This window comes from Trichocoleus sp. FACHB-90 (assembly GCF_014695505.1).
Taxonomy (GTDB): Bacteria; Cyanobacteriota; Cyanobacteriia; order Cyanobacteriales; family FACHB-T130; genus Funiculus; species Funiculus sociatus.
This window is the reverse complement of sequence record NZ_JACJOK010000041.1, coordinates 17175-38787: the sequence shown is the minus strand read 5'-3', so window position 1 is coordinate 38787 and position 21613 is coordinate 17175. Positions and strand designations below refer to the sequence as shown.

General features: G+C 46.5%; 17 protein-coding genes and 2 pseudogenes. 10 read left to right on the top strand and 9 right to left on the bottom strand.

The genetic code is table 11. The features are described 5' to 3' along the window. Window position 1 precedes the first annotated feature (1 nt). Both clpP and tig read right to left on the bottom strand, forming a co-directional pair. On the bottom strand, window positions 2-697 hold the full coding sequence (clpP, locus tag H6F74_RS12010) for an ATP-dependent Clp endopeptidase proteolytic subunit ClpP (RefSeq protein WP_190441138.1): 696 nt from the start codon (window positions 695-697) through the stop codon (window positions 2-4). Window positions 698-865: 168 nt separating this feature from the next. Continuing rightward, window positions 866-2311: a trigger factor gene (tig, locus tag H6F74_RS12005; protein ID WP_190441136.1), complete on the bottom strand. Its 1446-nt coding sequence runs from the start codon at window positions 2309-2311 to the stop codon at window positions 866-868. A 431-nt stretch (window positions 2312-2742) separates the two neighbouring features. On the opposite strand from tig, the gene H6F74_RS12000 reads away from it, so the two are divergent. The 3 genes from H6F74_RS12000 to H6F74_RS11990 all read left to right on the top strand — a co-directional run bounded on the left by H6F74_RS12000 (window position 2743) and on the right by H6F74_RS11990 (window position 6754). Further along, window positions 2743-3786, top strand: a complete 1044-nt coding sequence (locus H6F74_RS12000; protein WP_190441134.1) for an aspartate-semialdehyde dehydrogenase — start codon at window positions 2743-2745, stop codon at window positions 3784-3786. Between the two features lie 111 nt (window positions 3787-3897). After that, the gene (gene dapA / locus H6F74_RS11995) at window positions 3898-4782 is read left to right on the top strand and encodes a 4-hydroxy-tetrahydrodipicolinate synthase (RefSeq protein ID WP_190441122.1); all 885 of its coding nucleotides are present in this window, start codon (window positions 3898-3900) and stop codon (window positions 4780-4782) included. A gap of 211 nt (window positions 4783-4993) precedes the next feature. After that, window positions 4994-6754: a ribonuclease J gene (locus H6F74_RS11990; RefSeq protein WP_190441119.1), complete on the top strand. Its 1761-nt coding sequence runs from the start codon at window positions 4994-4996 to the stop codon at window positions 6752-6754. Window positions 6755-6906: 152 nt separating this feature from the next. Here the strand turns inward: H6F74_RS11990 and H6F74_RS29625 are convergent. The 3 genes and pseudogenes from H6F74_RS29625 to H6F74_RS11975 all read right to left on the bottom strand — a co-directional run. Continuing rightward, window positions 6907-7071, bottom strand: a pseudogene (locus H6F74_RS29625) (glutathione S-transferase family protein); the annotation flags it as partial. 169 nt (window positions 7072-7240) lie between these two features. Next, window positions 7241-10420, bottom strand: coding sequence for an efflux RND transporter permease subunit (locus H6F74_RS11980; RefSeq protein ID WP_190441116.1), 3180 nt, complete (start codon window positions 10418-10420; stop codon window positions 7241-7243). A 109-nt stretch (window positions 10421-10529) separates the two neighbouring features. Further along, window positions 10530-11921 carry an efflux RND transporter periplasmic adaptor subunit gene (locus tag H6F74_RS11975; protein ID WP_190441112.1) on the bottom strand — a complete coding sequence of 464 codons (1392 nt, stop codon included), beginning with the start codon at window positions 11919-11921 and terminating at the stop codon, window positions 10530-10532. A gap of 339 nt (window positions 11922-12260) precedes the next feature. Between H6F74_RS11975 and H6F74_RS11970 the strand changes: the two genes are divergently transcribed. From H6F74_RS11970 to H6F74_RS11955, 4 genes are all read left to right on the top strand, one after another. After that, window positions 12261-12785, top strand: a complete 525-nt coding sequence (locus H6F74_RS11970) for a PadR family transcriptional regulator (protein ID WP_190441109.1) — start codon at window positions 12261-12263, stop codon at window positions 12783-12785. After that, window positions 12782-12925 carry a hypothetical protein gene (locus H6F74_RS11965; protein ID WP_190441107.1) on the top strand — a complete coding sequence of 48 codons (144 nt, stop codon included), beginning with the start codon at window positions 12782-12784 and terminating at the stop codon, window positions 12923-12925. The genes H6F74_RS11970 and H6F74_RS11965 overlap by 4 nt, the downstream gene beginning before the upstream one ends. 58 nt (window positions 12926-12983) lie before the next feature. After that, window positions 12984-14660, top strand: coding sequence for a TolC family protein (locus tag H6F74_RS11960; RefSeq protein ID WP_242022022.1), 1677 nt, complete (start codon window positions 12984-12986; stop codon window positions 14658-14660). A gap of 315 nt (window positions 14661-14975) precedes the next feature. After that, the gene (locus H6F74_RS11955; protein WP_190425669.1) at window positions 14976-15275 is read left to right on the top strand and encodes a 2Fe-2S iron-sulfur cluster-binding protein; all 300 of its coding nucleotides are present in this window, start codon (window positions 14976-14978) and stop codon (window positions 15273-15275) included. A 446-nt stretch (window positions 15276-15721) separates the two neighbouring features. On the opposite strand, the gene H6F74_RS11950 is transcribed toward H6F74_RS11955, so the two are convergent. Continuing rightward, window positions 15722-16345, bottom strand: a complete 624-nt coding sequence (locus H6F74_RS11950) for a LysE family translocator (protein WP_190441225.1) — start codon at window positions 16343-16345, stop codon at window positions 15722-15724. An 11-nt stretch (window positions 16346-16356) separates the two neighbouring features. Next, window positions 16357-16947 (bottom strand): TetR/AcrR family transcriptional regulator, encoded by a 591-nt coding sequence (locus H6F74_RS11945; protein WP_190441222.1) that lies wholly within the window; start codon window positions 16945-16947, stop codon window positions 16357-16359. Between the two features lie 97 nt (window positions 16948-17044). Between H6F74_RS11945 and H6F74_RS11940 the strand changes: the two genes are divergently transcribed. From H6F74_RS11940 to psbM, 3 genes and pseudogenes are all read left to right on the top strand, one after another. Continuing rightward, window positions 17045-17656 carry a hypothetical protein gene (locus H6F74_RS11940; protein ID WP_190441104.1) on the top strand — a complete coding sequence of 204 codons (612 nt, stop codon included), beginning with the start codon at window positions 17045-17047 and terminating at the stop codon, window positions 17654-17656. 192 nt (window positions 17657-17848) lie between these two features. Continuing rightward, window positions 17849-17971, top strand: a pseudogene (locus H6F74_RS11935) (Uma2 family endonuclease); the annotation flags it as partial. 77 nt (window positions 17972-18048) lie between these two features. Further along, entirely contained in the window at window positions 18049-18165 is a 117-nt protein-coding gene (psbM, locus tag H6F74_RS11930; protein ID WP_190414683.1) for a photosystem II reaction center protein PsbM, read from the top strand. A 71-nt stretch (window positions 18166-18236) separates the two neighbouring features. On the opposite strand, the gene H6F74_RS11925 is transcribed toward psbM, so the two are convergent. After that, window positions 18237-19088: a universal stress protein gene (locus H6F74_RS11925; RefSeq protein WP_190441102.1), complete on the bottom strand. Its 852-nt coding sequence runs from the start codon at window positions 19086-19088 to the stop codon at window positions 18237-18239. 299 nt (window positions 19089-19387) lie between these two features. After that, on the bottom strand, window positions 19388-21541 hold the full coding sequence (locus H6F74_RS11920) for an adenylate/guanylate cyclase domain-containing protein (RefSeq protein WP_347269507.1): 2154 nt from the start codon (window positions 21539-21541) through the stop codon (window positions 19388-19390). Window positions 21542-21613: the final 72 nt, after the last annotated feature.

Below are 21613 nucleotides of genomic sequence, written 5' to 3'. Positions count from 1 at the left end.
CTTATCTCAGTGAAGTGACAGCTGCTTCCGCCTGGGGAAGGTTCTGCCTGGAGATGACCTGATCGATGAGACCGTAATCTTTGGCCTCAGCCGATGACATAAAGAAATCGCGCTCGGTATCTTCCGATATTTTCTCAAACGGTTGACCCGTGTTGTGAGCCAGTAACTCGTTCAGTTTTTGCTTATGATAAAGAATTTCTTTGGCTTGAATTTCGATATCAACGGCTTGTCCCTGAGCGCCGCCGAGGGGCTGGTGAATCATAATCCTGGCACTGGGTAGAGCCATGCGCTTACCCTGCGCTCCACCTGCTAACAAAAACGCCCCCATGCTGGCTGCTAATCCATAGCATATGGTAACAACATCAGGTCGTATTTGCTGCATTGTGTCATATATTGCCATACCAGATGTCACCGAACCGCCGGGGGAGTTGATGTACATCTGAATGTCTTTTTCCGGGTCTTCTGCGTCTAGAAACAACAGCTGAGCCACGATTGAGTCAGCCACCACATCGTCAACCGGAGTCCCTAAGAAAACGATGCGTTCCCGCAGTAGCCGCGAGTAAATATCAAACGCCCGTTCCCCCATACCGGATTGTTCCACCACCATAGGAACAACGTTGCTTGAACCGAAGGCGGAGTATATATCCGGTTTTCTTTGGCTTGTGATTTCGTAATTCCGGGATAGAGATATAACCATAAACGAGCGAAGTCTAACCCTGCACTGTCAGGTGAACTGGCGAGTGGTTCTTGATCCACTATACTTCCGTTATATCCGAATCCGCTGTTTTTGACCATCACGGACTGTTGATAGGGGTGTAGGGGCAGTTTTTTGCTTGCCCCTATGGTTTATTCACTCTAGAGAGGATTACGCATCTGGTTGTGCCGTCTGGGTGGTTGCTTCTGTAGCTTCCGTTTCCTCTGCCGTTTCGGTTTCTGTTGCTTCGGTCGCGGTTACTTCAGCTTCAGTTTCCTCGTCTTCCTCTGGCGTGAGAGTGCCTTGGGGAACCAGTTCAATTGTGCCGTGTTCTTCTAGCCAGCTAATTGCTTTTTCTTTGAGCAAATCGGCTGAGACAATGGTATGCAGCCGTTCCCTGTCGATGTTTTGGTCGTCTGGAAACTGCTCTAGCAGCTCATTGACTCTGGCTGTAATGGCTTCTGGTTCTGCTTGGAGAGATTCGCGCTTGGCGATTTCTTCCAAGGCTAGGGATTGTTTTAGTCGGTCGATGGCTTCGGGACGCGATCGCGCTCCCATTTGCTTCACCATCTCCGGCGTAAACATGGACTTGACATCAATCCCCATCTGCCCCATTTGCATGATGGTTTGACGCAGCATCGTCTCAACTTCCTGCTGAATCATGGTTTCCGGCAGGTCAGCTTCAACTTTTAAGAGCAGTTCGCTGACGATGGCTTGCTCCTTATTAGCCTTCGTTTCTTGCTCAGCCTTGTCGCGAAATCTTTTCTCTAAAGACTCTTGTAACTCGGCTAAAGTCTCAAACTCGCTGACTTCTTGGGCGAAATCATCATCTAACGCTGGTAACTCTTTTTCCTTGAGGTCTTTGAGCGTGATGCTGAAGATAGCTGTCTTCCCTGCTAAATCTTGGCGATAATCTTCCGGAAAATTCACCGATATCTCTTTCGTCTCGCCGGAACTCATGCCCACAATGCCATCGACAAATTCTTTGAGAAACTTGCCTTCAACTAGCTCAATTTGAGCGTCTTCCGCTTGACCCCCAGCAATACTTTCAGTTTCTTCACCTTCTGGTTCGTCCGCCAAACGGCTACTATAATCCACCACTGCTACATCTCCCATTTGCGCTGGGCGACCTTCCACAGGGATTAAGTTGGCTAATTCGGCACGACGCTCCTCCAAGAAATTTTCCACCGTGCTAGGGTCATACGGTACTTCCTCCGCCTTGACGGTAAGACCGGTGTAGTCGCCTAACGATACTTCCGGCTGCACATCCACCGCAGCTATAAACGTCAGGGGTTCGCCTGGTTTGAATTGACCCACTAACTCATCGAAATCGGAACGCAGCTGATAGTTACCTAGCGGCTCAATTGCTTCTTGCTTAAGAGCCTGCTGGAGACTACTTTGAATCAATTCTTCCAGGGCAGTTGCTTTAATCCGTGTCTGCCCTAATTGCTGTAGCAGGATTTGGCGAGGCACCTTTCCTTTGCGAAACCCAGGAATATTGACTGTACGGGCGAGCTTTTGGACTACCTGCTCGTAGGCATTTTTTGACTGATCCGGTGGAATTTCAATTTCCAAGCCAATCCTGCTCTGGGGGAGCTTTTCCTGGGTAACTTTCATCAGATAACTTCTCTAGAAACTAAAGCGCACAAGGTTGATAGCGATTCTACGGCAGGCTTGGAAGACGGTCGGTTAAAGCCAAAGAAGAACTCTAGCGTCTCAACCCCGTGATATCCTAGTTTTGCAACAGTTGCAGCCAGTGTAGATAAAACCTTACTATCCCTATTGTTGACATATTTGATGATAGTACATCGACAGCACGCGCTTTCACTTGAGCCAAATCTAGCTTTTCCTTCTTTGGCAGGGAAGTTAGGTTAAGGGAAGTTCTAGATAGGTAAAATTCCTTTGAGATATTCTATATAGAAGCAGTAAGAGTCTGTGTCCTTGCACAAGCACAAATATTACAAATATTACAAAAAAAACCTAACAAATTGCTTAGGCTCGATACCGAAAGTTTTTGAAATATATGTATTCAAGAGGAGGAACCATCTTTGTCTGATTCCTATCGCGTTGCCATTCTCGGAGCCACGGGTGCAGTAGGTACGGAGTTATTAGAACTTCTGGAAGCCCGTAACTTTCCCGTAGCAGACTTGAAGCTGTTGGCTTCAGAACGTTCTGCTGGTCGAACCATGTCATTTAAGGGCGAAAATTTGCCTGTGGAGGCAGTAGGCGATCGCTCGTTTGATAATGTAGATTTAGTTCTCGCTTCTGCTGGCGGATCTACCTCTAAAGCCTGGGCGCATAAAGCGGTAGACGCTGGGGCAGTTGTAATTGACAATTCCAGCGCCTTTCGCATGAACCCCGAAGTTCCTCTAGTGGTTCCAGAAGTGAACCCAGAAGCAGCAGGCACTCATCGGGGTATAATTGCTAATCCTAACTGCACAACAATTTTGATGGCAGTGGCAGTTTGGCCCCTGCATCAAGTGCAGCCAGTGCAGCGCATTGTTGTCGCCACCTACCAATCGGCAAGCGGTGCGGGTGCAAGGGCGATGGAAGAAGTCAAAACACACAGCCGCGAAATTTTAGAGGGAGAGTCGCCAAAACCGGGGATTTTCCCCTACACGCTGGCATTTAATTTGTTTCCCCACAATTCCCCAATGACTGAAGTAGGGTATTGTGAAGAAGAACTGAAAATGCTCAATGAGACGCGCAAGATTTTCGGCGCATCCGAACTGCGAGTAACTGCGACTTGTGTGCGGGTTCCCGTACTCAGAGCGCACTCAGAAGCGATTAACCTAGAATTTGAGCAACCATTTCCCCCAGCGAAGGCAAAGGAAATATTAGCCACTGCTCCGGGTGTCAAGCTGGTGGAAGACTGGCAGGCAAATTATTTTCCGATGCCAATTGAGGCAAGCGGTCGCGACGAAGTTTTAGTAGGTCGAATTCGTCAAGATATTTCTCATGCGTGCGGATTGGAACTGTGGTTGAGTGGAGATCAGATACGCAAGGGTGCGGCGCTTAATGCCATCCAAATTGCGGAATTGCTGGTAGAACGGAACTGGCTCCAGCCTGCTACTGAATTAAGTTATAAGTAATCGACTTATACCAGCAAAATTTTGGATTTTAGATTTTAGATTTTAGATTGTAGCTTCTTAATCCAAAATCCAAAGTCCAAAATTCAAAATTGAAAGAGGAGTTAAAAGAGTGTGGTAAATTTTGGGCGCGTGATCACCGCGATGGTGACGCCATTTAAGGAAGATGGCGCTGTAAATTACGCCGTTGCAGAAGAGCTGGCGGCGCATTTGGCAGAAAATGGTAGTGATGCTTTGGTAATATGCGGCACAACTGGGGAATCTCCTACTCTAACTTGGGAAGAAGAGTATGAGCTATTTCAGGTTGTACAAAAGGCAGTAGCCGGAAAAGCTAAGGTAATCGCCGGTACTGGGTCAAATTCGACGAAAGAAGCGATCGCAGCTACTCAAAAAGCCGCTAAAATAAGAGTAGATGGATCTTTACAAGTCGTACCCTACTACAACAAGCCCCCCCAAGAGGGACTGTATCAGCACTTTGCAAGCGTCGCCCAATCTTGCCCAGACCTGCCCCTGATACTCTACAACATACCTGGTCGTACAGGTCAGAATCTTCAGCCAGAGACGGTAGCTCGTCTGGCAGAAATCCCGAACATTGTGGCAATTAAGGAGGCAAGTGGCAACCTAGACGCAGCCAGTCAGATTCGACGGCTGATACCAGCAGAATTTCGCATATACGCTGGGGATGATTCCCTAACTTTGCCTTTATTATCAGTTGGCGGTGCTGGGGTAATAAGCGTTGCTAGCCATCTCGTAGGCAAACAGCTGCAACAGATGATTCAAGCCTTTGAAAACGGTCAAACTAAAGTAGCAATCGATATTCACCTACAACTTTTTCCATTATTCAAAGCTTTGTTTTGTACGACTAATCCTATTCCCATCAAAGCGGCGCTAAAACTGCAAGGTTGGGATATTGGCTCGACTCGTCCACCACTCTCGCATCTACCAGACTCAGATAGGCAAATGTTAGAGGCAGTAATGAAGCAGCTGACTTTGATTTGAGGCGACGGTAGAAAGGAAAAAAAAGTAAAAAGGAAAGCAAAAAAAGAAACTTCTTTTTTAAATTTTTACTGGCTAAAGTCGCTAACACTAGGCAAAAAGAACAAGGCAAAAAATTCCTGTTTTAGGCTCGTTCTTTGCCAAAGTCGCTGTAATTTATGCAAATTTTCAACTGTTTTGTATTGACCGATCTTGATTTATTACAAGGAACCACATGACTAAGAACGAATCCGCACCCGCTCTGAAAGTTATTCCCCTCGGCGGACTGCATGAAATTGGGAAAAATACCTGTGTGTTTGAATATGACGATGAAATCATCCTGTTGGATGCGGGATTAGCTTTTCCCAGCGAATCCATGCACGGCGTGAACATCGTCCTCCCCGACATGACCTATCTGCGGGAAAATCGCCACAAAATCAAAGGCATGATCGTCACCCACGGTCACGAAGACCATATCGGCGGGATAGCATATCACCTCAAGCAATTTGATATCCCAGTCATCTATGGCCCGCGTTTAGCAATGGCATTGCTAGAAGGTAAATTGGAAGAAGCTGGGGTTTCCAATCGGACGACCCTAAAACGAGTAGTACCCCGCGAAATGGTGCGAATTGGCGCTTCATTCTTCGTCGAATTTATTCGCAACACCCACTCTATTGCTGATAGCTTCACCGTCGCTATCCACACGCCCGCTGGTGTCGTTATCCATACAGGTGACTTCAAGATTGACCACACGCCAGTTGATGGAGAATTTTTTGATTTACAAAGACTGGCTGAATACGGCGAGAAAGGCGTTTTATGCCTGATTAGCGACTCAACTAACTCGGAAGTACCAGGATTCACGCCTTCTGAGCGATCAGTTTTTCCGAATCTCGACCGCTTTATTTCTCAGGCAAAGGGAAGGGTACTATTGACCACTTTTGCTTCGTCAGTCCACCGAATCAATATGGTTCTGGAACTAGCGCAAAAGCACGGGCGGATGGTGTCCGTAGTAGGTCGCTCGATGCTGAATGTGATTGCTCAGGCACGCAATCTAGGATATATCAAATGTTCCGATAATTTGTTCCAGCCTTTGCAATCGATTCACCAACTGCCAGATGAGAAGGTATTGATTTTAACTACCGGTTCTCAGGGTGAACCTCTTTCAGCAATGACTCGTATCTCTAACGGCGAACACCGACAAGTGAGAATCCGTGCGGGCGATACGGTGATATTCTCGGCAAACCCAATTCCGGGAAATACAATTGCGGTGGTAAATACCATCGACAAGCTGATGATGCAGGGTGCAAATGTGGTTTATGGTCGTGACAAGGGGATTCACGTTTCCGGTCACGGCTGTCAGGAAGACCAAAAGCTGATGATTGCCTTAACTCGTCCGAAGTTCTTTTTACCAGTTCACGGCGAGCATCGGATGCTTATCCAGCACTCCAAGACTGCCCAGAGCATGGGTATCCCTGCGGAAAATATGGTGATCATTGACAATGGGGATGTCGTAGAGGTGTCAGAAGATAGCATCAAAGTGGCGGGTAAGGTTCCAGCCGGTATCGAATTAGTCGATAATTCTGGCGTGCTGAAAGCTAATGTGCTGAAAGAAAGGCAGCAATTGGCAGAAGATGGTGTTGTGACGATCGCTGCGGCGATGGACTGGGAAGGTAAGCTGACGGCTAAGCCGGAAGTTCACCTGCGGGGTGTGGTGACAACGATGGAACGCGATCGCTTACAAACTTTGGTACGCGAAACTCTAGAAGGAATTTTGAGCGATCGCTGGTCAGAATTCGCCCGTGTCTTGGAAGATGAACCGCTAGAAGTTGACTGGGCAGGAGTCCAAACTCAACTGGAATCAGCGCTACAACGTCTGCTGCGGCGTGAATTCCAGAGTCGCCCTCTGCTAGTGTTCTTGCTGCAAGCTCCGGAGGAACCGCCTACTAAGCTTGCTGGAAGACGTCGCCGCCGTTCTACTGCGAAAGTAGCTTCCTAGACAAAGAAGAGATTTTTTGCAAAAGTATTTGTGTAGCCACACCCATTTGGGTGTGGCTACACAAATAGTGCCGTATTGGGTTCAAGAAATTGTTCGATATTGCAGTCAACAATCCCCGCGCTTCTTGCCGCGGGGATTGTCTGCATGAATCTTTAGTAGTTCTGTGCTGCTGCCATGCGAGACTTAAACGCTTCCACTATCTCTGGGGTAGCTTCCGTAGCTTGCCAAGAAGGACGTGCTTGAATGCGATCGCACCAAGCATTCAATTTGGGATAGTCACTCAAGGACACGCCACCCCTTGGCAACCAAGGTACAACGTTTTTCGAGTAGCGACACCCAGACCCTCCGGGAGTTGGGAGAAATATTATAGTGATAAAGCTTTAGCATGGAAAACCTTAAGCAGGGGAAGGTGGGCAGAGGTTGGGGAGTGAAAAGCTTTCAGCGGAGAAAACCTCCGCTGAAAGCTTTTTAGGAGAGAGGTTCAATTTAACGGGTGATAGCAGGACTTTTCAACTCTCGACTAGGAGCCGATTTCGGAGTTTTCTTATTTTTACCGCCAGGCTTCAAGCGATCGCGTGCCGTCACAATTACGATATACAGAACTGGCACAATGAATAAACTTAAGACAGTGGAGACAATGGTACCACCTGCGATCGCAGTTCCCAGAGAACGTCGGCTGGCGGCTCCTGCTCCTTCGGGATTTACCAGAGGAGCAATACCCAAGACAAAGGCGAAAGTAGTCATTAGAATTGGTCGCAAACGCTCTTGGGAAGCTTCAATCACCGCCTTGGTTACTGACATCCCGCTTTCTCGGAGTTGGTTGGCAAATTCTACAATTAAAATTGCATTTTTACTCGCCAAACCAATCAACATTACTAGACCAATTTGGCAATAAACATCATTAGACAACCCGCGCATCGATTGAGCTAACAATGCCCCTAAAATTGCCAGCGGAACTGAAAGCAGAATAATGAAGGGGTCAACATAATTTTCATACTGAGCAGCCAGCACCAAGAACACAAAAATAAGTCCCAAACCAAAAATTATTGGTGCTTGACCGCCAGACTCAATTTCTTCTAGTGAAGTCCCCGACCATTCATAACCTAAACCAACTGGTAAAACCTCTTTGGATACCTGCTCCATTGTCTTAATTGCTTGTCCTGAGCTATAGCCAGGAGCAGCAGAACCAGTGATTTCAATGGAGCGATATAGATTGTAGTGATTAATAGTTTGCGCTCCAGTCGTTGGAGTAACTTTTACCAAATTGCTCAAAGGAATCATCTGATTTTGTTGGGAGCGGACGTACAGATTACCAATATTTTCCGGGTTAGATCGAAACTGTTTGTCTGCTTGCACGTACACCCGATAATTTCGCTGCTGTAAATTGAAATCATTTACATATTGCGAACCCAAGAATGTTTGCAGTGTATTAAAAATATCGTCTACCGAAACTTGCAACGCCTTAGCTTTGTTGCGGTCAACTTCGATTAGTAGCTGTGGCGTATTTGCAGCAAAAGTGCTAAATACTTGTTGCAATCCAGGTGTTTTGTTAGCACGACCTAATAGTTGACCCATTGACTGAACCAAAGACTCTAGGGGACTATTACCGCGTTGGTCTTGCAACTGATATTGGAAGCCGCCAAAACTGCCCAAACCTTGAATTGCTGGAGGATTCACGGGTAAGACTCTTGCTTCGGTAATACCTGATAGCGTACCAAACAAACTGCCAATAATCGCCTGCACTGACTGCTCTTTTTTATGGCGTTCCTCCCAAGGTTTGAGAGTAGTAAATATAATCCCATTGTTAGAAGTATTACCGCTAAAACTAAAGCCACCTACTACGAAAGTTCCGACTACTTCGGGGTTTTTAAGAATTTCTTTTTCTACCTTGTCCATAACTTCGCCTGTATATTGCAGGGAAACGCCTTCTGGCCCTTGGACAAGCGTGATGAAATAACCCTGATCTTCTTCGGGAAGAAACGCTGTAGGTACGCTCAGATAAAGCCAAGCAGTTATTCCCAAAGAAACGATAAACAACCCGACTACGAAGCCTTGAAAGCGTGTCAGGAAGTTAAGCGATCGTCTGTATCCTCGCCGCGTCCAGTCGATCGCTCCATTAATTCGGTCAAAAATCCAGCCAAGCCATCCTCCAGGCTTTTGTCCCTGACGCAATAACAAAGCTGAAAGAGATGGAGTCAGTGTAATAGCAATAAAGGTAGAAATACCAACTGAAAAAGCAATTGTTAAGGCAAATTGCTTGTACAGCGCTCCCGTTGTTCCGGGAAAAAAGGCAACTGGAACAAACACCGCCATTAGCACCAGTGAAGTTGCAATTAAGGCGCTAAAAAGTTCCCGCATCGCTTCACTTGCAGCTGCACGAGGAGTCATCCCCTTTTGCTGGATCAAGCGATCGATATCCTCAACTACAACGATCGCATCATCAACCACCAAACCAGTAGCTAATGTAATACCAAACAGAGACAAGCTATTGATCGAAAATCCGAATACCTTGATAAAAGCAAAAGTTCCTATCAAGGAAATGGGAATTGTCACCGCTGGAATCAGAGTTGTTCGCCAATCTTGCAAGAAAACAAAGATAACCAATACGACCAAAACAATCGCTTCAAATAGTGTTTTAACTACTTCTTTGAGCGATTGTTCAACATACAAAGTTGTGTCAAAAGCCACCCGATATTGCAAACCAGGCGGAAAGCGAGTAGCCAGTTTTGCCATTTCTGCTTTCACTGCTCTAGCAACATCCAAAGCATTACTACCGGGAAGCTGAAAGATACCCAAACCTACAGCATCATTGCCTCGAAATCGCAGAAAAGAGCTGTAATTTTCCGCTCCTAATTCTGCCCTCCCCACATCCTTAAGTTTGACAAGCGTGCCATCAGTATCCGTTTTTAAGACAATTTCCTCAAATTCAGAAGCTTCTGTCAGCCGACTGACTGCACGCAGATCAATTTGATACATTTGCCCTTCTGGAGCAGGTTCCTGACCGATTCGCCCAGCACCGACTTGTAAGTTCTGTTCTTGGAGTGCATTGACTACATCTTGAGCCGTTAAACCGCGACTAGCAAGCCGATTCGGGTCTAGCCATAAACGCATAGAATATCGGCGTTCACCGAAAATTTGCACGTCACCAACGCCCTTTAATCTTTTCAGAGCATCTGTTAAATAGAGGTCTGCGTAATTGCTTAAAAATATGTTGTCGTACTCTTTATTTTCGGCGTACAAACCAATTGCTAAGAGGATGTTGCTGGACTGTTTGGTTACCGTGACCCCAGTTTGCTGTACGGCTTGTGGTAGCTGCGGTTGGGCGACGGAAACTCTATTTTGAATATCGACTGCGGCGATATCTTTGTTCCGGGATGAGTCAAAGGTAGCTGTAATTGTACTGGTGCCATCGTTACTGCTGCTCGAACTCAGATATTTTAATCCCTCGACTCCATTAATTTGCCTTTCTAAAATGTTGGTCACAGCGTTTTCTACGACTTCAGCACTAGCTCCGCTGTAGTTAGCCGTAACGTTGATTTGAGTCGGGCTAATTTCTGGAAACTGGGCGATAGGTAGAGTGGGAATACTAATTCCTCCCACTAGCAAAATAACTATGGCGCAGACTGTAGCAAAGACTGGTCGCTTAATGAAGAAATCTGCAAACATATTGTTGATAATTGGTAATTGGTAATTAGTGGGTATTAAGTATTAGATATTAGAGATTTGTGGAGAAGATTCTCCATTATCCTACCCATTACCTATTACCCATTACTGATTACTTAGACTCAGGAAGAATGGGAGCGCCGTCAGACAAATTCTGAAGGCCTGAGATGATAACTTTTTCTCCTGGTTCTAATCCTTCTAGCACTTGATAGTTATTTTTCTGGATCTGACCCAATTTCACCGGCTTTTGCTTAGCGACAAGTTTGGGTTGTCCTGATTGTTCTGGTTGTCCTGGTTGAGGCTTTTGTGTTTGCGCCACAAAAACAAAAGTTGCTCCACCCAAGCGAGAAATGGCGTTGATTGGGATTAAAACTCCCGGACGTTCTTGCCAAATCAGATTGGCTTTGATAAATTGTCCATCCCGCAGTTGTCCTTGTGAGTTGTCAAACCTAGCTTTGATAAGGATGCTTTGAGAACTGGAATTTACTTGGGGAGAAATAAAACTCACTGTACCTGTGCCTAGTAATTTTCCTTGGGAATTGCTTCCCTCTACTGTCTGCCCTAAGCGTAAATCTGGCGCTCTTTCTAAAGGAATAGACAATTCTATTTCTAAAGATTGATTTTGGATGATAGTGGTGAGGGTGTCGCTACTGCTGACGACATCTCCTAACTTGACTGGGATAGCTCCGACAACGCCAGCGATGGGGGCGACAATTGTGGCATCTTTAAGTTCTGCGTTAGCAAGATCGACGTTAGCTTGGGCTTGCTGTAAACCTGCTTGGGCTTGGGCAAGGGTTGACTGGGCGGCTTGAATGCGTTGGGTGATGGCATTTAAGGCGGCTTGGGCAGCACGGCGATCGCGTGTAACTCGATCTAGTTCGGCTCTCGCCAATGCACCTTGTCCTACTAGGGTAGAAGTGCGTCGATAGTTTTCCTGTTGTAGTTCCAGTTCAGCGACAGTGGAAGCCCTTTCGGCTTCTAAGGCTTTGATTTGGGAGGCAGCATTGGCGCTGGTGGCACGGGCAGCATTGACACTCTGTAACACGCTGGCGGCTTCTGCTTGTCTCTTGTCTGGGCTAAGTTGTACTAAAGTCTTTCCGGCGGGAACGCGATCGCCTTCGGAAACCAAAATTTGACTGACTCGCCCCTCAATTTCCGGCTTGATTACCACTCTCCGTGCAGCTTGCAGGGAACCCACAAACTCGGAAGCTTCTTGGAGGGTGGCTGTTTCTACAGTTGCTAATTTGACAGGTATTCCTTGCGGTTGACCTGCTGCTCCTGGTGCAGGTTGAGCATTACTGGCACGGCTTTGCCACCAACGCCAACCGAAACCACCACCGACAATCAACAAGACGATTGACAACGCGATCGCCCACCGCTTTCTTTGACCTGGCTGAAATGGCTCAACTGCAACGGACTCGTCTTCTAAAGCTTGCTCCTCAAAAAGCGTATCTTCTTGTGTCTTAAGTGGAACTGGAGATTCAGGGGACGAATGATCGGACATCTTCGTTTCCTTTCCTTTGACAAAGCTGGCGGTACTTTAACAACTGTCGCTCTTGCGTGGCTGCTTATTGACGAGTGCATAGGTTATTAAGCGATCGCAGCAATCACGAAAAGCTTCCTACACCATCACCCATAAAAAACCTCCAACCTTTTCCCTTTTAGGGGAGGGGTTGGGGCAAGAGTGTGCATCTCAAATGAGGGATTATTATGCTTAAACTCGCCTCCCCTTGTAGGGGAGAGGTCAAACGCTCTATTCTCAATGCAGATGCAAGGCAATACCTATACATATTAAAATCGAATGCAACAGATGCAACAGATATTTATATCAGTTTGATACAAAATGCTTGAATTGGCTACTTTAGGTTTACTGCAACGCGAACCGCTACATGGATATCGCCTGAAGCAGCAACTAGAACTGTTTATGAGTGGTTGCATCAGTGCCAACTACGGCGCTATATATCCTCTCTTGAGACGATTGGAGGAGCGGGGTGCTATCAGCGTACTCGTAGAGGAGGAAGGAGAGGCAGGTTCAATTCGCAAAATATATAGCATCAGCGATAAAGGGCGCGAGCTATGGATGCAACAAATGCTAGAACACCCCCATGAAAGCTGGGTGAACGCTCGCTCTCGCTTTACAATCAAGTTTTTCTTTTTTAGTCACATAGAACCCGTAATCCGAATCAAGTTGGTGGAGCATCGCTTAATGGTTTGTCGATTGCGTCTGGAAAGTCAACAAACAGAACCTCTGCCAGCAGATCCCTACCAAATAGCAGTCCTACAAAGGTGTTTAGTGGTGATTCAAGACGAAATTCAATGGTTAAGCGAACAGCTGGCAGAAGAGACCAAGAGAAACAATTCCTCGTGATACTCAGTCCACAGTCCCCAGCCGCCACTAGATTAAGGATGGATCAGAATCGGGCAGAATGGGCGGCGCTATCAAGCAATGGGGAGCAATTAATAAAAATTCGTTTGCCAACCGCGATCGCAACCCGGTATTCTGCATAAGGTTGCTTGAAGCTGAAGAAAAGTTTTTCTAAGAGCAAAAGACCAAATTCAAAAACTTATGCCAACTTCTAGACATCCGTTTCATTGGGTAGGAACTGGTTTCATGGCTGTGGGTGCAGGTCTTGCGCTCACCTTGGGGTATGCAAAGCTGAGTGCTGCACAAGAAAGCCCCCCAAGTCAAAAAGTTGAAACTCCCAGGTCAGAAATCAGCACACAGGAAAACAAGGACGAAGCAGAAACTCGTCCTACCTCGCCTATGCTTAATTCTGGCAACGCGGGTATGGCTCCATCGGCTCCTCAGAAGAACCAACAGGCGCAGGAAACAGGGAACGGGAGTAACGTCGTAACTCAACAAGGCTCAGAAACCAAAACTCAGAACCCTCCTTTACCCCCCGAATACCTCAACCCCAGCGCCAATCCCCTGCTATTTCCCACCAAACCAGAGGAAGTACAAATTCAAAACTTCCAGCGGATAACATTGGAACAGGCTATTGTACTGGCGCGGCGTAACAATCGGGATTTACAAGTTGCACTTCTGACCGCAGAGCGCAGTCGGGCGGCTCTGCGAGAAGCTCTTGCGGCTGAGTATCCCAACATTGGCGTGCAAGCCGATTTCACCCGATCGGATTCTGCCAGTGCTGAGCTATCAAATGCCAGACAACGGCAATTACTGGGGGATGACAATAATACTGCCTCGACAAGCTTTGACACCAGGTTTGAAGTCAGCTATGACGTCTTTACCTCTGGTAGACGGGGAGCGCGTATCCAAGCAGCAGAACAACAGGCGCGTTTCGATCAGTTAGATTTGGAACGCCAACTCGAACAAGTCCGTTTGGATGTTACGAATTCCTACTACGATTTGCAAGAGGCAGATTCCCAAGTTGAGATTTCTAATGCGGCGGTGAGAGATGCTGCTAGAAGTCTTGAGGATGCTCAGTTGCTAGAACAAGCTGGACTGGGAACGCGCTTTGATGTACTGCGGTTTCAAGTGCAGCTGGCGAATGCCGTCCAAGACCTAACTCGCACTAGAAGTCAACAAAGTATTGCCCGCAGGCAGTTAACCCAATTGTTAAGTTTAGCTCAGAGGGCTGAGGTGGCCGCGGCAGACCAAGTTGAGTTTGCAGGGGAGTGGAATCTTACACTAGAACAGAGTATTATCCTGGCGCTGAAGAACCGGGCAGAGTTGGAACAGCTCTTGGCTCGGCGGAACATCAGCGAACAGCAACGGCGTATTGCGCTGGCTGGCACAAGTCCGCAAGTAAGTTTGTTTGCGACCTACGACGTTTTAGGGGTGTTCAATGATGAATTGGGGCCTGCCGATGGCTTAACCTTAGGGGCAAGATTTCGCTGGGATTTTTTTGATGGGGGAGCCGCCAGAGCCAGAGCGGAGCAGGAGAGAGCTAATATTGCGATCGCAGAAACTCAGTTTGCTGACCAACGCAACCAAATCCGCTTGGAGGTGGAACGAGCTTATTTCAATTTAAGGTCGAATGCGGAGAACATTCAAACTGCTTTCTTCGCCGTTACTCAGGCAGAAGAAAGCTTGCGTTTGGCTGAGTTACGATTTCGATCGGGTGTCGGTACGCAGACTGATGTCATTAGCGCTCAAACTGAGCTTACCCGCGCTAGAGTCAACCGACTCAGAGCTGTTCTGGATTACAATCGTTCTTTGGCAGCTCTCCAACGCAATATTAGCAACCTCCCAGGCAGTGAACTTTCTGATAACCCCTTGTAGACCGATTCTGTCAAACCAGGTAATTATGTCATTCTGAGCTAACTTTTTCTAGAGGTGATAAATCGCCTCTGTGGTAAGCATTGCTTAGGTTTTGTTTCAGTTTGCAAGAGGGTGAGACAAGAAGGGTAGGGGCAATGCTTACAAGAAAATTTCTGGATTTGCCGACCGTGCCAGCCTAAACTAAATCGGATGATTTATGAATTGCCCCTACTGTGTCTCAAAACGTTGTTCTCAGTTTCAGTACATATCACCTTTGCTAACTTCGTAAAATTTTTTAAGATTTCTTAATAGGAACGATGTGAGCGAAAAGGGCTGATGGCTAATATTACGTTTGTCAACGAAAATCGGGAAGCGATCGCAGCTGATGGGGCTAACTTAAGAGAAAAAGCCCTAGAGAATGGCATTGATATCTATACCCTTAGGGGAAAGATGATGAACTGCGGGGGCTACGGTCAATGCGCTACGTGTATTGTGGAAATTCAGGAAGGTATGGAAAATCTTTCGCCTCGGACTGATTTTGAAACCCGGAAACTGAAGAAAAAACCAGAAACCTACCGTTTAGCTTGTCAAGTGGTGGTAAATGGCCCAGTAAGCGTGAAAACAAAGCCCCGATAGGCTTCTTCTTAATTTCCACAGCAATGTAGAGACGTTGTATAAAACGTCTCTACACCTGTTCAAAATATGGTGAAAAGGCCAGTAGGGGCCTTTCTAAAATATCCCAAAAGTGATAATCGAGACGCTTAGACGGTGGAAAAACTACTTAATTTCCCAATTTATGGGGAACTTTGAGCTAATTTTCCCATAAATTGGGGATACTCGCGGCGATTAAACATTTTAAATAAATTCTCTTTAATTAGTTTGCCATTTATTTGTTTTAATCTCATTCTCCCTTGGCTAAAAATATTTCCAATTCCCCAATTATCTTTGGGATTTCTAAGACTTATTGTTTTGATGAGTAATGTAGGTTGGGTTGAGTAACCTCACCCAATGTTGACATGGGTTTGATGGGTAACGCTTAGTCGCTCTACCCATCCTACAAATAATTAAATCCATCTACTTAATTAAGCTTTTGTTAGTAAAAATACTCCAACAGCAATCATTACACAGCCAGCAGCAATGTTTATTCTTTTTCTTATTTTGGAACTAATAAAAAATTTAGCTCTATCCGCCAGGAACACATAACCAAGTTTTACACCGCCTACGGCTACTGTAGTAATTGCGATAATGATGAGCGTATCCCAATAAGATATTTTGGAAATATCAAGAAAAGCTGGAAAAAACCCAAGATAAAATAAAGTCGCTTTTTGGTCGCCCAATGTAATCAACAATCCAGTCAAAAAACTGGACACCAAAGAAGATTTTACAACCTCTGGTGTCTCAACATTCTTTGATTTTAACCTGCATAACCCTATTCCCAACAATATAAGATAAGCCGCACCCAGGTATTTTATTAGTACAAATAAGCTTCCCATCGCTTCAGCAAGAAACGACAGCCCCCAAATAGCTATCATTATGAAAATGATGTCACCAAGCACTATTCCTACGGTTGTGAAAACACCATGAATAAATCCAGATGTAGCCGCTCTTGTGGTGACAGCTAATACACTGACGCTGGGAATAGAAGCCAGAACAATCATGGCACTGAATAATGCAACAATGCTGCTAAATGTCATACTGCTTTGCATCGGCATAACCATTACTTGATATGAGTAGACAGCAACTCATCAACGTAGCGTCGGATAACCTGTTGCTGTTGCTCCGGGCTGAGGTGTTTGGCTTGAATGAGGAAGTCTAGGCTAACTCCATTGGCAACGGCTAAGAGGGCGTTGGCTTCTAACTCAAGGTCTGCATCATCTCGAATCAGTTTGGCTGACTGAAGAGTTTGTAACTCTTGCATAATTACCTCACGGAGTTGGGCAGCACTCCGTTGGTGTTCAGCCATCAGGGAATCTCGTCCAACGGCGTATCCCAAAAAGGCTAACCAGACCTTGAGAACAGCTTGCCGTTCAACATCAAGGGGCAAAAATGCTGACACCATCTTTAGGAGGCGATCAACTCCAAGCTCCTGCGCTCTCTGGGCCTGCATTGCCTTGAGAAGGGACTGAGTAACTTGATTGAGAGCAAAGAGAATTAACTCTTGCTTATCTCGGAAATAGTGGGTTACGACTCCTGTGGTGCAACCAAGCTCCTGAGCGATCGCCCGCATACTGGTGCGATCTAACCCCTCTCGGACAATGACCCGCCAGGCAGCTTCAGAGACTTCAAGACGGCGATCGCGTTGGGACATGACAATCAAGGGAACTGAAACAGGGGGCAATCCTATTGACACATTATCATAACAGTTGTTATTTTTTTGAGCATAACAAGTGTTATGAGGTTGTCCTATGGACTCCGATTGGAGAGATGTCTCGCCCCGCAACGGGTTGGGCGGTCTGGTGGATCGCTTGACCGGGCCAGGGGCAACAAAAGCTGAGTTGCTGTTGCAATTTGTGCCGCCCTTGGTAGCGATGGTTGCGGCTCCAGCCTATGCGCTAACCCTCCCCGCCCAGTGGACACCCCTGCAATTAGGACTGATCGCGCTTTTGGCGCTCGATTTAGTCGGGGGTGTCCTGACTAATGCCACATCTACTGCTAAACGCTGGTATCATCGCCCTGGACAGGGTTGGCGGCAGCATCTAGCATTTGTGTCCCTCCATCTCATCCATGTTTTACTCGTAGCGGTGCTGTTTCGGGGAGGAGATTGGGGGTTCTGGCTTGGCACATCTGGCTACCTGCTGGGGGCATCAATTTTGATTTTGCGATCGCCTTTGTATCTCCAGCGCCCGGTTGCTCTGGGGCTTTACGGATTATCGCTGCTGGGCGATCGCTACGTCGTGACCCCCACGCTTGGTCTGGAATGGTTTGTGCCGTTGTTCTTTCTCAAACTCCTGGTTAGCCATTTGCTTCAGGAAACCACCTATCACACTGGAAAATTCCCAGAGAAACCAGTCAGTTAACTTACGGGCCGATCGCAAATAGGCAACCTTACTTAAGTTAGAGACTCTTTTCTTTTTAAAGCTAATAGGCTCAACATGACCAAAACTTTCCCTACCTGGATTGACCAACCACAGCTCAATGCTTGAAAACCAAAGTTATTAAGACCAGCGAACTATATCTAGACAAAAACGAGTCCCAAAAATAGGAATAAGGTTATGGGGCTGTCAGATATTGATTGTAGCGAGATTGGCGTTTTGTTTAGTCGGTTGCTGGTGAACTGGGTTGACCCGCGTCGGCTGGGGCGTGTATTTGAATCTAGTGGCGGTTTTATCTTACTTAAGCTCCCTATTAGGGATTGAAATGAGATATTCTTAAAGGTGGTGCTTTAGAAGTTAATTAAAGGCTGGGTTCAATGCAAGTTAACGATCTTGGTTTTGTCGCCAGCATCCTGTTTGTGCTGGTTCCCACAGTTTTCTTGTTGATTCTGTACATCCAAACTGCTAGCCGCGAAAGCAACAAGAATCCTTAATAGTCTGCGTCAAACAAAATCCCCCCATAGCCTTAGCTAGAGGGGGTTTTGCTATTTTTTAGGCGATCGCTTTAAGCAGTAGCTGTGCGTCCTAACAACACGGGACAATTCGCATAAACCCGTACATAGTCGGATAGGGAAGTTCCCAGCAGCCGATCCAAATCCGGTAAACCCTTGGCGATGGAGGGACGACGGTCTGGGGAACCTAGCATTAGTAGATCGACATTTAATTCCTCTGCCAAACGACAGATTTGTGGCCCCGGCTTACCAGTACCCGTGACACACTTGTAAGCGATGCCTTGTTTTTTCGCTTCTGCGATCGCTGGTGCAAGGACGGGATCTTTTTCTGGGTTAGCTTGTGATTCTTCAGCAAAGGCTGTCCGCGCCTTATTGACGTGAGCCAATATCAGCATTCCTCCCTTAATATCTCGCAACAGGAACATAGCCAGACTTAAGCATTGTTTTGCGGAGTCAGAGCCATCCATTGCTACCATGATGCGGTTAATTTTTTTGACGTAAATATCGTCTTTAACCAATAACATCGGACGAGAGGACAACTGGAAAACATATTGGCTGACGGAATTTTCTAAAATGGACTCTAGGCGCTTCAGGCCTCGCGAACCCATAATAATTAAATCAGCATTAATGTCTTCAGCTACCTGGCAAACTGTAGTCTTTGGGTCGCCCTGTTGTAGCATGGTAGAAACGCGACTTGGGTCGAGGTTCAATGTCTGCATGGAAGTAGCGAGAATTCTGCCCCCTTCTTCCCATTTTGCGGTCAAGGCTTCACTGGTAACTTGGGAAGGAACAACGTGTAATATGCTGACTGAGGCTCGTTGGATTGAAGGCAGTTCCATCAAAGCCTTGAGCATTTCTTTAGATTGTCCGGTTCCAGAGTCGGCTAATAAAATTTTTTCAATCATTGAAGTGCCTCTTTTTCAGAAAAATCTCTTTGCTTTTATAGATTTCATGCCCAATTAATCACGTAATTAATGAGGGTATGATAACTGCAATTTATAGCAGTCGTTTTATTTACTTACTGGCTTTTCATAATTAAGCATACTGCTGATATCGCAGTAAAAACTTAACGTTTTATGACACAGCTTAGATTAATGCAAAAATTATTAATGAATTAATGTTAAATTTTCCGATGATCTGTATGCTGAGTTTGGTTCCTCAACCCATCTGACAAAATTTATTAATGAAGGGATTAATATTTTTGTTAATATTTATTTCCTTCTTCCACTCTCCGACTCTCCGACTCTCCCGCTCTGTCGAGTCCCACCACTCGATAGACATCAACCATTTGTTGCTTACCCTTAAGTGGCAATGGCCCCCAGGATTCAACGAGAAACTGTTCGTGAAGGTGAACGAAGGTTTCGTGACCGATGAGAATGCGGCAGTTACTTTCTTGTCGGTCTTTTTCACAACTTTCGAGGCGGGAGGCAATATTAACGCTGTCGCCAATGACACCGTATTCCAAGCGGTCTTTGCCGCCTAGACTCCCTACGACGACGGGGCCCGTATAAATTCCGAGTCGCATTTGAATGACTGGCAAACCGCGAGATTTCCAATTTTGGTTCAGTTCTTCTAGGCGATCGCTTATTGCTAAAGCACATTTTACCGACCGAATCGCATCCTCTGCAATCTCCTCTTTGTGAACGCGATTCATTGGCACCCCAAACACAGCCATAAAGCCATCGCCCGTAAACTTGTTGATAATCCCTTGGTGGCTAAGCACTTGGTGGGCGAACACATCCAGCATTTCATTTAGCCATTCCAGCAAAGCTTCCGGCGGCATTTGTTCAGAGATGGTGCTGAAATTTTTGATGTCAGCAAACATCATTGTCGCAGTTAGCTTGATACCGGGTAGTTTACCGGATTTGAGCAAGCGATCGCGTCCTCTCCACAGAGCCTTGGCAACCTCCGGCGAAGTATTCTGCCCCAACAACTTCATGACGATTTTTTGCTGTTGCTGTGCATCATAAGAGCGGTAGGTAATAACTATGCCACTAGCCAGGATAAATCCTAACACTGGAGACGAAAAAGGCACCCAGAGAGACATCTGGGTAAACCAATAAAAGCAGCTACCTAACAAAATTCCTACACCAATGCCGCAGCCCAGAATCAACACTAGGGGATGACGGCACCACCAAGCCAGGCTAGCACCGAACAACGTCCAGCCGACAATCCACAGCACTTCCCTCCTCTCAGACCAAAACCCAAATAGGGGTCTTGCGCCAGTTGCCGCGTCGAGAAACTGGCTCACCAGCGCCGCATGAACCACAACTCCCGCCATCTTCGCGTTCTGCTGTTCGGCTGGGCTGTAGGGGGTGCCGAAAACGTCTTTAGCGCTGGGTGCAGTTGTACCAATTAGCACAATCTTATCTTTTACCCAACTGGGGTCAATTTCCCCTTGCAATACTTGGGTAAGAGTAACTTCCCGTGCAATAATCCGCGATCTGTAATTGAGCAGAACTTGGTAGCCTCGATCATCAATCTTTTTATACCCACCAGAATCTGCTTTTATAGGGACAAATACCGATGGCCCTATCTGCATATATTCAGGATTCTGCTGGCTTTGCTGCGATGAGATGCCTTGACTCTTTAAATAGGCAAGAGCCAAACGTAGGGAAAAGGAGAAAGAAGTTTTTTTACCGTCGGAGACAAACAACAGGTTACGGCGGATGACACCATCAGGGTCGAGTACAAAGTCGTTAAAACCAACGCGCTTATCGGGAATTCCCGGCGGCGGCGGCACAAAATCGAGATTTGTATCACCAAACTTTTTAATAACGATAATGTTTTGGTCTTGGAGTCTAGCCCTGAGTTCAGCATTTCCTGGCTCTTGTGGGGTGCTGCGATGTATATCTAGACCAATGAGTCTTGGTTCTAATGATTGCACTTTTGTCAAGAGCTGCGCCAAAACTCGGTCAGGTAAAGGCCATTGATTTTGAGCGCGGATGTCGGATTCTGTGATGCCCACAATTAGCAGCCGGGGGTCGGGGCTTACATCTGGACGCAGGCGCATCTGCTTGTCAAATGCGGCAATTTCTACAGGTTGTAACCAGCCTGCTTCGCGCACTCCTAGTATGACGCTGCTGACGGTAAGGCACGCGATCGCTACTACTCGCACGCCACCAATGTCTGGAAATTTACTCTTAAGGTCATCAGCCAGCTTGGATAGCACAGATATCTTGGATTCTAAAAAGCCGTTTACATCTGAATTATTTTTGCTCACCACATTATGGCATTTGGGGAATGATGGGCTATGCCCCTCAACTTCAAGACATTGGGCGATCGGGAGAATTTCTCGTTTCACTCCCGGACTCCCGAAAATAACTTTTAACTCAATACGGGCGGGTTTCTCACCCACTCCTACAACTTCTAACTTTCCCTACTTCGCTACAGCCTCCAGGATAGGAAGCTATCATTATATAAATGTTGA

Excerpts from the sequence above, each read along its gene's own strand:
- clpP (WP_190441138.1), bottom strand. The coding sequence starts at position 697 with ATGGTTATATCTCTATCCCGGAATTACGAAATCACAAGCCAAAGAAAA.
- tig (WP_190441136.1), bottom strand. The coding sequence starts at position 2,311 with ATGAAAGTTACCCAGGAAAAGCTCCCCCAGAGCAGGATTGGCTTGGAA.
- H6F74_RS11990 (WP_190441119.1), top strand. The coding sequence starts at position 4,994 with ATGACTAAGAACGAATCCGCACCCGCTCTGAAAGTTATTCCCCTCGGC.
- H6F74_RS11980 (WP_190441116.1), bottom strand. The coding sequence starts at position 10,420 with ATGTTTGCAGATTTCTTCATTAAGCGACCAGTCTTTGCTACAGTCTGC.
- H6F74_RS11975 (WP_190441112.1), bottom strand. The coding sequence starts at position 11,921 with ATGTCCGATCATTCGTCCCCTGAATCTCCAGTTCCACTTAAGACACAA.
- H6F74_RS11970 (WP_190441109.1), top strand. The coding sequence starts at position 12,261 with ATGCTTGAATTGGCTACTTTAGGTTTACTGCAACGCGAACCGCTACAT.
- H6F74_RS11960 (WP_242022022.1), top strand. The coding sequence starts at position 12,984 with ATGCCAACTTCTAGACATCCGTTTCATTGGGTAGGAACTGGTTTCATG.
- H6F74_RS11955 (WP_190425669.1), top strand. The coding sequence starts at position 14,976 with ATGGCTAATATTACGTTTGTCAACGAAAATCGGGAAGCGATCGCAGCT.
- H6F74_RS11950 (WP_190441225.1), bottom strand. The coding sequence starts at position 16,345 with ATGCAAAGCAGTATGACATTTAGCAGCATTGTTGCATTATTCAGTGCC.
- H6F74_RS11945 (WP_190441222.1), bottom strand. The coding sequence starts at position 16,947 with ATGTCCCAACGCGATCGCCGTCTTGAAGTCTCTGAAGCTGCCTGGCGG.
- H6F74_RS11940 (WP_190441104.1), top strand. The coding sequence starts at position 17,045 with ATGGACTCCGATTGGAGAGATGTCTCGCCCCGCAACGGGTTGGGCGGT.
- psbM (WP_190414683.1), top strand. The coding sequence starts at position 18,049 with ATGCAAGTTAACGATCTTGGTTTTGTCGCCAGCATCCTGTTTGTGCTG.
- H6F74_RS11925 (WP_190441102.1), bottom strand. The coding sequence starts at position 19,088 with ATGATTGAAAAAATTTTATTAGCCGACTCTGGAACCGGACAATCTAAA.